The sequence below is a fragment of the Burkholderia sp. BCC0419 genome (assembly GCF_902830285.1).
Taxonomy (GTDB): Bacteria; Pseudomonadota; Gammaproteobacteria; order Burkholderiales; family Burkholderiaceae; genus Burkholderia.
Window position 1 is genome coordinate 120479 of sequence record NZ_CADESR010000004.1, and the last position, 13195, is coordinate 133673.

Below are 13195 nucleotides of genomic sequence, written 5' to 3' on the forward strand. Positions count from 1 at the left end.
AGTCGCACATGCGCTCGTCTTCTGCTGTGGAAAGAATTGATGGCTCTTAAGAAATCTGAACTCTATTCATCGCTGTGGCAGAGCTGTGATGCTCTGCGCGGCGGCATGGACGCCAGCCAGTACAAGGACTACGTATTGGTGCTGCTGTTCATCAAGTACGTCAGTGACAAGTACGCTGGCAAGCCGTACCAACCTCTCACTATCCCGTCCGGCGCGAGTTTCGCCGACATGGTGGGGCTCAAGGGCGACAAAGAGATCGGCGACAAGATCAACAAGAAGATCATCGCCCCGCTGGTCAAAGAAAACGAGCAGCTCTCGCTGTCCGATTTTCCGGACTTCAACGACGCCACCAAGCTCGGTACCGGCAAGGAGATGGTGGATCGGCTAACCGACCTCGTAGCCATTTTCGAGAGCAAGGCGCTGGATTTCTCGAAGAACCGTGCCGACGGCGACGATATCCTCGGCGATGCCTACGAATACCTGATGCAGCACTTTGCCACCGAGAGTGGCAAGAGCAAGGGACAGTTCTACACGCCGGCCGAGGTCAGCCGCGTGATTGCTCAGGTACTAGGCATCGGCAGCGTGAAGACCACGCCCGACACCACCGTGTACGACCCGACCTGCGGCTCGGGCTCGCTGCTGCTCAAGGTGGCCGACGCTGCACACAGCAAGCTCACGCTCTACGGGCAGGAGAAAGATTCCGCTACCAGCGGCCTGGCGCGCATGAACATGATCCTGCACGACAATCCCACGGCAGAGATCAGGCAGGGCAACACCCTGGCTGACCCCAAGTTCCGCGAAGGCAAGGCTGGAAACGAAAGCCTCAAAGTTTTCGATTACGTGGTGGCCAATCCGCCGTTTTCCGACAAGCGCTGGAGCACGGGCGTCGACCCGCTATACGACCCCTGGCAGCGCTTCGAGGCCTTCGGTGTGCCGCCGGCCAAGCAGGGCGACTACGCCTATCTGCTGCACATCGTGCGCTCGCTCAAAAGCACTGGCCGTGCAGCGTGCATCCTGCCGCACGGCGTGCTGTTCCGCGGCAATGCCGAGGCCGACATCCGTCGCGCGCTGATTCGCAAGGGCTACATCGAAGCTGTCATCGGCCTGCCGGCCAACCTGTTCTACGGCACCGGCATCCCCGCCTGCATCGTCGTCATCGACAAGTCACGCGCCGCCGAGCGCGTGGCCGCTGGTGCCGGCATCTTCATAATCGACGCAAGCCAGGGTTTCATGAAAGACGGGCCTAAAAACCGCCTGCGCGAGCGCGACCTCCACCGCATCGTCGATGCTTTCCAGCGCCGCCAGACAGTGCCGCGTTATGCCCGGCAGGTCAGCCTGGAAGAGATCGAGAAGAACGAGCACAACCTCAACCTGGCGCGTTACATCGAAAGCCAGGTGCCCGAAGACCGGCAGGACATCGAAGGCCATCTGCGCGGCGGTATTCCCGAAGCCGACGTGACCGCGCCCGATAGCCTGGTTAGCCGCTACTGGGCCGTGTGCCCGCAACTCGAACGCGCGTTGTTCAAGCCCAACCGCCCCGGTTATCTGGATCTGGCCGTGGAAAAAGCCGCGATCAAGGCCACTATTCACGGGCATCCCCAGTTTGCAGGTTTCATCGACCGGATGAACGCGCATTTCGCCGACTGGCGCAGCGTGCAGACGAAAGCGCTCAAGGCCCTGCACCCTGGCTGTAAGCCGAAACAGGTGATTACCGAACTCTCCGAAAGCTTGCTCGCCCACTATCAGGGCCAGCCGCTGATCGATGCCTACGCCGTCTATCAGCACCTGATGGACTACTGGGCGCGGACGATGCAGGACGACTGCTACCTGATCGCGTCCGATGGTTGGAAGGCCCAGACCTACCGTGTCATCGAAACCGACAAAAAGGGCCGGCAGAAAGACAAGGGATGGGCCTGCGACTTGGTGCCCAAGGCGCTTATCGTGGCACGCTACTTCGCCAAAGAGCAGGCCGTGCTGGATGCCCTGCAGGCCGAGCAGGAAGGCGTGAGCGCCAAGCTCGCTGAACTGGAAGAAGAGCACGGCGAGGAGGACGCAGCCTTCGGCAGCTTCGACAAGATCAACGCGGTGGCGGTGAAGGACCGGCTGCGCGAGATCGAAGACGAACTCAAGGTCGAGATCAAGGCTGCCAAGCTTGGAAAACGTGGGGTTACAGCAGCCAACGAACCCGATGACGCCATCAGTGACGAACTGCGCGTGCTGCTGGACTGGCTGAAGCTGGCTGCCGAAGAGTCGGCGTTGAAGAAGCGGGTGAAAGAAGCTGATGCCGCGCTGGATGGGGCGGCCTATTCCCAGTACCCCAAACTTACCGAGGCAGAAGTGCAGGCGTTGGTGGTGGACGACAAATGGCTCGCCACATTGGACGCGGCAGTGCACGGTGAGATGGACCGTCTGAGCCAGCAGCTCACCGCGCGGGTCAAGGAACTGGCGGCGAGGTATGAGGTGCCACTGCCGCGCTTGACTAAGCGCGTGGCGGAACTGGAGGCGCGGGTGAACCGGCAACTTGAGAAGATGGGGTTCGCATCGTGAGTTTGCCTTGGAAAATCGATCGCCTGGGAAACATCGTGACGCTACAGCGCGGCTTCGATCTGCCTCATCGCTTAAGGCTACCAGGCGAGGTTCCCATCGTGACGTCTTCAGGCATTGAAGAGTTTCACTCAGAGGCTAAAGTGAGCGGCCCAGGAGTGGTAACCGGTCGCTACGGGACGATCGGGGCAGTGTTTTTGGTACAACAGGATTTTTGGCCACTCAATACCACGCTCTATGTGCGTGATTTTCATGGAAACGATGTTCGATTTGTTTCGTATCTACTCCGCACTATTGATTATGCAAGTCACAGCGGAAAGAGTGGCGTACCCGGAGTAAACAGAAATGATCTGCACGAGCTATCTGTGTCGCTTCCGTCCAGCAATGCCGAGCAAGAGGCCATCGCCGGAGCGCTCTCCGATGCAGACGCCCTCATCGAATCTCTGACGCTGCTGTTGGACAAGAAGCGCCAGATCAGAAAGGGCGCCATGCAGGAACTGCTCACGGGCCAGACGCGCCTGCCGGGGTTTCTGGCCCCCTGGAAGCGAAATCCCCTCGGGAAACTTTTATCGGTTCGACATGGACGCAGCCAGAAGTTGGTCGAGTGCGAATCTGGTGAGTACCCGATCTTGGCATCTGGCGGCCAAATTGGCTGGGCAAGGCAGTTTCTACATGACAAGCCCTCGGTGTTAATCGGTCGAAAAGGAACGATTGATCAGCCACAATACATGGAGACCCCTTTTTGGTCCGTCGATACGTTGTTCTATACGGAAGTTCATCATCCGAACGTCGCGAAGTTTCTGTTCTACAGATTTTGTTTAATTGACTGGATGCGCCACAACGAGGCGTCCGGCGTGCCTAGCTTGAGCGCTAAAGTCATTGACTCGATTGAGATTGATCATCCAGAGCGAGATGAGCAGCAGGCGATTGCTGATGCACTCTCCGCCATGGATGCTGAGATCGATGATGTCGAGGCCCGGATCGAGAAAGTTCGGCACATCAAGCAAGGGATGATGCAAGAACTGCTGACTGGCCGTATTCGTCTGGTGCGACCTGTCTCCAATGTCATTCCTCTGTCGTCAGCTAAGGCTGCGAACGCCAGGCCGTCCTCGCCTCGGTCAGCCCACAACTGGCAGATCAACGAAGCCGTGGTCATCGGCGTACTGGCAAAGCGTTTCGGCAGCGAGCAATTCCCGTTGCCCCGCAAGCGCCGTGTGAAGCTGATGTATCTGCTGCACCGCCACGCCGAAGGCCGCGCCGGGGGCTATCTGAAGAAGGCCGCAGGTCCCTACGATCCGAACACCAAGTACAAGGGTCCGGAAGCGATTGCGCTTAAGAACGGCTATGTACGGGCGCTGCGCAACGACAAATACGAGGGCTTTGTCGCTGGCGACAAGATCGAGCAGGCGCAGCACTATTTCGAGCAGTGGTACGGCACGACTGTGCTTGATTGGCTGGAGCAGGTCCACTACCGCAAGACCGACGACCTGGAACTGCTGGCGACGGTGGACATGGCGATGGTGGACCTAGCTGCAGAGGGTCAGCCAGCCGACGTCGCCAGCGTTAAGCGCGTCATCGCCGCGCATCCGGAATGGATACCCAAGCTGTCTCGCGAACTGTTTTCGGACAACAACATCGCGATCGCCATTGCCGAGTGCCAGGTGCTGCTCAGCAGCTGATCGGCCGTTGCCAAGGAGGAGCCCCAGCATGACAACGATCGGACAAGTGGAACGTGCTACCCAGAACCGAGTAGTGGCGCTATTTCGCGATCAACTGGGCTGGCGCTACCTCGGCGACTGGTCGGACCGCGAAGGCAACACAAATATCGAAGAGAACTTGCTTTCGCCTTGGCTGCATCAGCGCGGCGCCACGCCCACGCAGATCAGCGCCGCACTGCTGCGCATTCGCGCCGAAGCCGGCAATTACCACCGCACACTGTATGCAAACAACCAGGCCGTATACGGCCTGTTGCGCTACGGCGTACCGGTGAAGACTGCGGCTGGTGCGCCGACCGAGACGGTGCAATTGATCGACTGGCAGAACCCGGAAGCGAACGACTTTGCCTTCGCCGAAGAGGTGACGCTCAAGGGCGATCGCACGCGCCGGCCCGATCTGGTTCTGTACACCAATGGCATCGCCATCGGCGTGATCGAGCTGAAGAACAGCCGCGTGTCGGTGGGCGACGGCATCCGTCAATGTCTCTCGAACCAGTTACCGATGTTCCATGAAGCCTTTTTCAGCACGGTGCAGTTCGTCTTTGCTGGCAACGATTCGGAGGGGCTGCGCTACGGCACTGTTGGCACGTCGGAGAAAATGTTCCTGAAATGGAAGGAAGACGAGTCCGACAACAACCGCTTCAAGCTGGACAAGTACCTGATGAAGTTGTGCGACAAGACGCGTCTGGTTGAACTGATGCACGACTTCGTGCTGTTCGACGGCGGCGTGAAGAAGCTGCCGCGTGTGCACCAGTACTTCGGCATCAAGGCGGCGCAGGCCCATGTGAGGGAGCAAAAGGGCGGCATTCTGTGGCACACGCAAGGCAGCGGCAAGAGCATTGTGATGGTGCTGCTTGCGCGTTGGATTCTTGAGCACCGGCCGCAGGCGCGAGTGGTGATCGTGACCGACCGGGACGAACTGGACAAGCAGATCCAGCGCGTGTTCACCGACTCAGGCGAGAAGCTGCACCGCAGCCGCAGCGGGCGTGACCTGATGACCCAACTGGCGCAGCCCGCGCCGCGCCTGCTGTGCTCGCTGGTGCACAAGTTCGGCGTGGAGGCCCGGGGTCGCGACAAGCGCGAGTTCGAGGCCTTCATCAAGGAACTGGAGGCGCAGCCCGCAGCGGCTGTGGGCGAGCTGTTTGTGTTCGTGGACGAATGTCACCGCACCCAGAGTGGCCGGCTGCACCGGGTGATGAAGGCGCTGATGCCCGAGGCGGTGTTCATAGGCTTCACCGGCACACCGCTGCTCAAGGCCGACAAGCAGTCCAGCCTGGAGGTGTTCGGCGGCTATATCCACACCTACAAGTTCAGCGAGGCGGTGGAAGACGAGGTGGTGCTGGACCTGGTGTACGAGGCGCGCGACATCGACCAGCGGCTGGGTTCTCCCGCGAAGATCGACGCCTGGTTCGACGCGGCGACCGAAGACCTGAATCCCTGGCAGAAGAACGAGCTCAAAGCTAAGTGGGGCACGATGCAACATGTGCTCAGTTCTCGCTCGCGTATGCAGCGCGTAGTGGACGACATCAAGTTCGACTTCAGTGTCACTAAGTTCGGCAAGCCCCGGCTGTCCAGCGGACGGGGTAACGCCATCCTGGTGGCCTCCAGCATTTACGAGGCCTGCAAGTACTTCACGCTGTTCAATGCGGCCGGCACCGGCTTCAAGGGCAAGTGCGCCATCGTCACTTCGTACAACCCGCTGGCCAAGGACGTGACCACCGAAGAGGTGGGTGCCAATACCGAAAGCGACAAGCAGTTCATCTTCAACACCTATACCGAGCTGTTGAAGGACGTGGAAGCCAAGCCGGGCATGAACGCCACCGAGACCTACGAGGAATGGGCCAAGGCCCTGTTCGCCAAGGAGCCGGCCAACATGAAGCTGCTAGTGGTGGTGGACAAACTACTCACCGGCTTCGACGCGCCGCCGTGCACCTACCTCTACATCGACAAGTCCATGCAGGACCATGGTCTATTTCAGGCCATCTGCCGCACCAACCGACTGGACGGCGAGGACAAGGAGTTCGGCTTCATCGTCGACTACAAGGACCTGTTCAAGAAGGTGGAGAAGGCCATCGCCGTCTATACCTCGGAGTTGGATCATAGCGCGGGCGGCGCCGATCCCGAGGTGATGATGAAGGCCAGGCTGGACACCGGTCGCAAGCGGCTGGACGACGCGGTGGAGGCCCTGGCCCTGTTGTGCGAACCCGTGGCGCCACCGCGCGGCGAGTTGGAGCACATCCGCTACTTTTGCGGCAACACCGAAATTGCGGCTGACCTGTCAGCCCACGAGCCGCAGCGCGTGATGCTCTACAAGGGCGTGGTTGCGCTGCTGCGTGCCTGGGCGAACGTAGCCGATGAGTTGGGGGCGGCGGGCTACTCCGAAGCCGATGCTTCCCGTCTGCGTGGGCTGCTGGACCATTACGTGAAGCTGCGCGAGATCGTACGCAAGGCCAGCGGTGAGACGCTGGACCTGAAGCCTTACGAGGCTGATATGCGACACCTGATCGACACCTACATCGAGGCCGATGAGCCACGGCAGATCTCGCCATTCGAGGGGGTTGGGCTGCTGGACTTGATCGTTAAGACGGGCATCGCTAATGCGATCGCTGCCAAGCTGGGTGAACTGAAGGGCAACCGCGACGCGATTGCGGAGACGATCGAGAACAACGTGCGCAGCAAGATCGTCAGGGAGCACCTGAACGACCCGGCGTTCTACGAGCGCATGTCGGCATTGCTAGACAGCATCATCAAGCAGCGCAAGGAGAAGGCGGAGGAATACGAACAGTACCTACAGCACATCGCGAAATTGGTGCAGCAGGTGGAGGAGGGCAAAGCAGAGGACTCGCCTATCGAACTGACGACACCTGGGCGGCGGGCGCTTTACAACAACCTGCAGCCTTGGCTGGCGGCGAAATCTGTGCAGCATGGGGCTGAGCCGACGTCGCCTTATGGCGCCGGGACCGCCGATCCCGCGTTGGCGCTGGCGTTGCGTATCGACCAGATCGTCAAGGCCGTTCGGCCGGATGGGTGGCGGGGGAATCCTGCCAAGGAAAACGCGATCAAAGCAGCTCTCTTTGCATTACTGCAGGAGGCCGAGCAGGTCGAGCGAATCTTTCTGATCGTCAAGGCGCAGGGCGAGTACTGATGCCATCCCGCATCACTTTGGGGGAGATCGAAGCGGATGTCGTATTCAAGGACATCCGCAATGTGCATCTGACGGTGTTGCCGCCCAAGGGTCGGGTTCGCATTTCGGCGCCACGATACATGGCACTCGATACGGTCCGTGTTTTCGCGCTATCCAAACTCGCCTGGATCAAGGCGCAGCGCGAGAATATGGTGGCCCAGGAGAGAGAGGCCCCACGCGAGTATCTAGAGCGCGAGAGCCACTATGTCTGGGGGCGTCGCTACTTGCTGAAGTTGATTGAGATGGATGCGACCCCGTCGGTCGACCTTCGCCATAGAACGCTGGTGCTCACGATACGACCGAACGCTGACGCAGAAACCAAAGATGCTCTGCTGGCGCGGTGGTACAGGGATCAGGTCAGATTGCGCGCCGCAACACTGGTCGCCGAGTGGAGCCGTACCCTCGGGCTGGATGCCCCCCGCGTCCATGTCCAACACATGAAGACGAAGTGGGGAAGCTGTTCGCCGGTCCGCAGATCGATACGCCTCAACACGGAGCTGGCCAAGAAACCCCCCGGATGTCTTGAATACATCGTGGTGCATGAACTCGTACATTTGTTGGAGCCCACCCACAACGAGCGCTTCAAGGCGCTTATGCGCACGTTCCTACCGGAGTGGGAGGAGCGACGGCGTGAACTGAACCGGCTGCCGGTTAGACATGAAGCATGGGACTACTGACAATGGTTGTTGTCGTTGGCGGGAAACACCTTGGTGTTGTCCCCTGCGTTAGGTACCATTTGATTTGATTGATAGTGGTGTCACCAGAGTCGTCGCCCAGCAAATTGCTCATCTCCCGCGCGAGCAAAAGATGTGCGTTTCTGACGGTAGAGGCGACGGTAAAGGCCCATGTCGATCACTGCAAATCCCTTTAACCACGGGGACTTGCGTGAGCTGTTGATGATCGAGTGGAGCGATTTTGAAACTGCATGAATGAAAAAGCCGCCCCTGGTTGAACAGAGGCGGCTTTTGAATTGGTGCCCGAGGCCGGAATCGAACCGGCACGCCTTGCGGCGGGGGATTTTCTTCCCACTTCGGCTTTCGCCGCCGACGCTTCCGAAGAAGCGGCGTTCGTGGTCTGGAGCACGCCTTCACCATAGCTCCGCGTGTTACGGCTTTGCCTTAGGTGCCCGCCGTCTGCTCTCTACACCTTCCCTTGGATCTTTCGATCCGAGGGCTTGGCTCGGTATTAGCTCGGACTTACTACGTCCAGGGCCTTCGCCGAGTTTGACGGGCTTCACCTCAAGAATTTCTTCGAGAGGGCTCAAATTTGGTCTGAGTCCCCTGCGTCTACCAATTTCACCACTCGGGCGTGACGCAATCTTTCTACTACCTACTAAGAGCCAACCTGCGTCGGCCTGGCTCCTAGCTGGATCTTGGGCTGAAAAGCGAGCTTTTCGGCCAACTGCCTGATTTCCTTCCAAATCCTTGCCTGATGCGGCTCGACGGACGATGAACCCAACCTAACCATAGGTACAAGTACCTATTTTTGAGTCCCCTGCGTCTACCAATTTCACCACCTGGGCTTGTTTCTGGCTGCGCACGTGGTCGTGCGCGGCGAAACGCGGATTATGGCTGAAAACGAGGGACCGGGCAAGCCGTCCGACCGTTCGTCACTGGCTCAGGTACACGAACCGGCCCTGTTTCACGATTCCCATCACGCTCGCGCGCTGGTCGAGCCCCACGTGATCCTTGTCGCTCGTATTGACGACGCCGTTCGGCACGACGAGCTCGTGCGCGCGTTCGAGCTCGCGCCGTAGCGCCGCGCGGAACGCGGGCGTGCCGGGCTGCGCGGCTTTCAGCGCGCGGCCGACCGCGTCGGCGAGGCGCGGATAGACGCCCGCCGCATCGCCCGCGAACTGCGTGACCGTGCCGGTGCCGTACTTCGCCTCGTACGCATCGACGAACGCGAGCGCGGCCTTGCGGGCCGGGTGGTCGGCCGGCAGCGTGCGCGCGACGACCACCGGCTGGGTCGGGAACAGCGTCCCGTCGACGTCCTTGCCGCCGAGCTTGATGAATTCCGGCGTCGCGATCCCGTGCGTCTGGTAGACCGCACCCTTGTAGCCGCGCTCGATCAGCGTGCGCTGCGGCAGCACGGCCGGCGTGCCCGAGCCCGCGATCAGGATCGCATCGGGTTTCGCCGCGATCAGCTTCAGTGCCTGGCCCGTCACGCTCGCGTCGGTGCGGTTGAAGCGCTCGGTCGCGACCACGCGGATCTTGCGCAGCTCCGCGAAGCGCGTGAATTCGTTGAGCCAGCTGTCGCCGTAGCTGTCCGCGAAGCCGATGAAGCCGACCGTCTTCACGCCGTGGTTGGCCATGTAGCGCGTCATCACGTCGGCCATCGCGCGGTCGCTCTGCGCCATCTTGAACGCCCAGGTCCGCGCGCCTTCCTGCGGCTCGACGATCGCGCCCGAGCCGACCAGCGTGATCATCGGCGTCTGCGCGGCGGCCACCGCGTCGAGCGCCGCGAGCGCGGCCGGCGTGATGTTCGGCCCGACCACGACGTCGACGTGATCCTCGTCGACCAGCTTGCGGATGTTGCGTACCGCGGCGCCCGGGTCGGACGCGTCGTCGAGCACCGTGACCTGCACGGGTTGCCCGGCGATCGTCTTCGGCCACATCAGGATCGCGTTCTTGCTCGTGATGCCGATCGTGGCGGCCGGGCCGGTTGACGACAGGTCGACGCCGACCTTCAGGTCGGCATGCGCGGCCGCGCAGGCCAGCACGAGAGCGGCGCCGGCGGCGCGGCGCAGCAGGGCGGGAAGCGTCATGCGGGAATCTCCGTCGGGCAACAAAAAGGGGCGCGATAGGCGCCCCTGGGTTTATACACGCGGGCTCAAGAAAACGCCGGGCCGCGCCAAATTTCCAGGCCCTCTCGGGGGCCTGGCGCAGCTCTGGGGGCGCTTACAGCTCGTACGATTCGGATTCGCCCTTGAGCGCCTGCTCGATCAGCTTGCGGTTCAGCGTCGGCGACAGCAGTTCGACCAGCGTATACACATAGCTGCGCAGGTAGGCGCCCTGCTTGAGCGCGACGCGCGTCACGTTGCTGCCGAACAGGTGGCCGACCGGGATCAGCCGCAGGCCGCGATCGCGCTCGGGATTGAACGCGATGTCGGCCATGATGCCGACGCCGAGGCCGAGTTCGACATAGGTCTTGATCACGTCGGCGTCGATCGCCTCGAGCACGATGTCCGGCGACAGCCCGCGCAGCGCGAACGCATGGTTGATCTTCTTGCGGCCCGCGAACGCGTCGTCGTACGTGATCAGCGGGTATTGCGCAAGATCGTCCAGCGTGACCGGCTTGCGTTCGAGCAGCGGATGGTCGGGCGGCACCACGGCCGCGTGGTGCCACTGGAAGCAGGGCAGCGACACGAGCTCCTTGTAGTCGGAGATCGCCTCGGTCGCGATCGCGAGATCTGCCTGGTCGTGGATCACCATCTCGGCCACCTGCGTCGGGCTGCCTTGCAGGATCGACAGGTGCACCTTCGGGAAGCGCTTCTTGAACTCGGCGATCGCGGCCGGCAGCGAGTAGCGGGCCTGTGTGTGGGTCGCCGCGATGGTCAGGTTGCCCTGATCCTGCGCCGCGTAATCTTTTCCGACCCTTTTGAGGCTTTCAACCTCCTGAAGAATCCGCTCGACCGACGCGAGGATGATCCGGCCCGGCTCGGTGAGCGAACGCACGCGCTTGCCGTGCCGCGTGAAGATCTCGACGCCCAGCTCGTCCTCGAGCTCGATGATCGCCTTCGATACCCCCGGTTGCGACGTGTAGAGCGCCTTGGCGGCCTCGGTGAGGTTGAAATTCTGCCGGACGGCCTCGCGCACGAAGCGAAATTGGTGCAGGTTCATTTATAACCCTTTCGCATATCAACAGAATTTTTTAGTCGTTTGAAATATAAGGCGAGTTTATTACGATTCACCGGAGTTTTTCAAATATGGATATCTGTTTTCGTCATTAGCAATCCAGCCACGCAGCGGATGGCCGGCGATGGCGGCGAAACGGAGATTCGAGCGCGGCGTGGCTAGGACGTCGCGCGGTCACCACGAAAACCCTGGGGTCCCCGAATGTACCAGTACGACCAGTACGATCAGACGATCGTCGACGAGCGTGTTGCCCAATACCGCGATCAGGTGCGCCGCCGCCTGTCGGGTGAGTTGAGCGAAGACGAGTTCCGTCCGCTGCGCCTGCAGAACGGCCTGTACATGCAGCGCCACGCGTACATGCACCGCATCGCGATTCCGTACGGCAACCTGCGCAGCGACCAGCTCCGGATGCTGGCCCGCATCGCCCGCGAACACGACCGCGGCTACGGCCACTTCTCGACCCGCTCGAACATCCAGTTCAACTGGATCGAGCTGGAAGACACGCCCGAGATCCTCGCGAAGCTCGCGTCGGTGCAGATGCATGGCATCCAGACGTCGGGCAACTGCATCCGCAACATCACCGCTGACCAGTTCGCCGGCGTCGCGCAGGACGAAGAGATCGATCCGCGCCCGTGGGCCGAGATCCTGCGCCAGTGGTCGACGTTCCATCCCGAATTCGCGTGGCTGCCGCGCAAGTTCAAGATCGCCGTGTCGGGGTCGAAGCATGACCGCGCGGCCGTGCAGATCCACGACCTCGGCGTGTGCCTGAAGAAGAACGCGCAGGGCGACGTGGTCGCGAGCATCCTCGCGGGCGGCGGCCTCGGCCGTACGCCGATCGTCGGCGCGGTGATCAAGGAAGACCTGCCGTGGCAGCACCTGCTCACGTACTGCGAAGCCGTGCTGCGCGTGTACAACCGTTATGGCCGCCGCGACAACCTGTACAAGGCGCGCATCAAGATCCTCGTGAAGGCGCTGTCGCCGGCGAAGTTCGCGCAGCAGGTCGAGGAGGAGTGGCAGCACCTGAAGGACGGCCCGTCGACGCTCACGCAGGCCGAAATCGACCGCGTGTCGCAGTACTTCCAGCCGCCCGTCTACGAGAAGCTGGCCGACACCGACGCGTCGTTCGAACAGCACCTGCTCGAGAACAAGGCGTTCGCGCGCTGGGTCGAGCGTAACGTCGCGCCGCACAAGGTGGCGGGCTATGCCGCCGTCACGCTGTCGCTGAAGGATCACCGCGTGGCCCCGGGCGACGCGACCGACGCGCAGATGGATCTGGTCGCCGACTGGGCCGACGCGTACTCGCTCGGCGAACTGCGCGTGTCGCACGAGCAGAACCTGATTCTCGCGAACGTGAAGAAGCGCGACCTGTTCGCGTTGTGGGAAAAGGCGAAGGCGGCCAGTTTCGCGACGCCGAACATCGGCCTCCTGACCGACATCATTGCGTGCCCGGGCGGCGACTTCTGCTCGCTCGCGAACGCGAAGTCGATCCCGATCGCGCTCGCGATCCAGCAGCGTTTCGACGATCTGGACTACGTGTACGACCTCGGCGACCTGTCGCTGAACATTTCCGGTTGCATGAACTCGTGCGGTCATCACCACGTCGGCAACATCGGCATCCTGGGCGTCGACAAGGACGGCGCAGAGTGGTACCAGGTGTCGCTCGGCGGCGAGCAGGGCACGGGCCGCAACGGCGCGCGCCTCGGCCGCGTGATCGGGCCGTCGTTCTCGGCGGAACAAGTGCCTGACGTGATCGCAAAGCTGATCGACACGTTCGTCGATGCGCGCATCGACGGCGAGCGCTTCGTCGACACGTACGATCGCATCGGCATCGCGCCGTTCAAGGAGCGCGTGTATGCGGCGCGCCAAGCAGTGAACGCGTAACCAACCGGGTAGAA

7 protein-coding genes are annotated in these 13195 nt (G+C 61.5%); 5 read left to right on the forward strand and 2 right to left on the reverse strand.

Annotation, left to right across the window (positions count from 1 at the left end; genetic code table 11):
• The first annotated feature begins 39 nt into the window (after positions 1–39).
• Genes HWW87_RS22485 through HWW87_RS22500 form a run of 4 tightly spaced genes read left to right on the forward strand, consistent with a single transcriptional unit; the run spans position 40 to position 8120 of the window.
• The gene (locus tag HWW87_RS22485) at positions 40–2547 is read left to right on the forward strand and encodes a type I restriction-modification system subunit M (protein WP_175822214.1); all 2508 of its coding nucleotides are present in this window, start codon (positions 40–42) and stop codon (positions 2545–2547) included.
• Entirely contained in the window at positions 2544–4223 is a 1680-nt protein-coding gene (locus HWW87_RS37235) for a restriction endonuclease subunit S (protein ID WP_244107324.1), read from the forward strand. The genes HWW87_RS22485 and HWW87_RS37235 overlap by 4 nt, the downstream gene beginning before the upstream one ends.
• Positions 4224–4251: 28 nt before the next feature.
• Entirely contained in the window at positions 4252–7404 is a 3153-nt protein-coding gene (locus HWW87_RS22495) for an HsdR family type I site-specific deoxyribonuclease (protein WP_175822215.1), read from the forward strand.
• The gene (locus HWW87_RS22500; RefSeq protein WP_175822216.1) at positions 7404–8120 is read left to right on the forward strand and encodes a SprT family zinc-dependent metalloprotease; all 717 of its coding nucleotides are present in this window, start codon (positions 7404–7406) and stop codon (positions 8118–8120) included. Before HWW87_RS22495 ends, HWW87_RS22500 begins: the two co-directional genes overlap by 1 nt.
• A 932-nt stretch (positions 8121–9052) precedes the next feature.
• Here HWW87_RS22500 and HWW87_RS22505 read toward each other — a convergent pair.
• Both HWW87_RS22505 and HWW87_RS22510 read right to left on the reverse strand, forming a co-directional pair.
• Positions 9053–10210, reverse strand: a complete 1158-nt coding sequence (locus HWW87_RS22505; protein ID WP_175822217.1) for an ABC transporter substrate-binding protein — start codon at positions 10208–10210, stop codon at positions 9053–9055.
• A 133-nt stretch (positions 10211–10343) separates the two neighbouring features.
• Positions 10344–11285 (reverse strand): CysB family HTH-type transcriptional regulator, encoded by a 942-nt coding sequence (locus tag HWW87_RS22510; RefSeq protein WP_174432512.1) that lies wholly within the window; start codon positions 11283–11285, stop codon positions 10344–10346.
• 216 nt (positions 11286–11501) lie between these two features.
• Between HWW87_RS22510 and HWW87_RS22515 the strand changes: the two genes are divergently transcribed.
• The gene (locus HWW87_RS22515; RefSeq protein ID WP_175822218.1) at positions 11502–13181 is read left to right on the forward strand and encodes a nitrite/sulfite reductase; all 1680 of its coding nucleotides are present in this window, start codon (positions 11502–11504) and stop codon (positions 13179–13181) included.
• Positions 13182–13195 lie beyond the last annotated feature (14 nt).

Excerpts from the sequence above, each read along its gene's own strand:
- HWW87_RS22485 (WP_175822214.1), top strand. The coding sequence starts at position 40 with ATGGCTCTTAAGAAATCTGAACTCTATTCATCGCTGTGGCAGAGCTGT.
- HWW87_RS22495 (WP_175822215.1), top strand. The coding sequence starts at position 4,252 with ATGACAACGATCGGACAAGTGGAACGTGCTACCCAGAACCGAGTAGTG.
- HWW87_RS22500 (WP_175822216.1), top strand. The coding sequence starts at position 7,404 with ATGCCATCCCGCATCACTTTGGGGGAGATCGAAGCGGATGTCGTATTC.
- HWW87_RS22505 (WP_175822217.1), bottom strand. The coding sequence starts at position 10,210 with ATGACGCTTCCCGCCCTGCTGCGCCGCGCCGCCGGCGCCGCTCTCGTG.
- HWW87_RS22510 (WP_174432512.1), bottom strand. The coding sequence starts at position 11,285 with ATGAACCTGCACCAATTTCGCTTCGTGCGCGAGGCCGTCCGGCAGAAT.
- HWW87_RS22515 (WP_175822218.1), top strand. The coding sequence starts at position 11,502 with ATGTACCAGTACGACCAGTACGATCAGACGATCGTCGACGAGCGTGTT.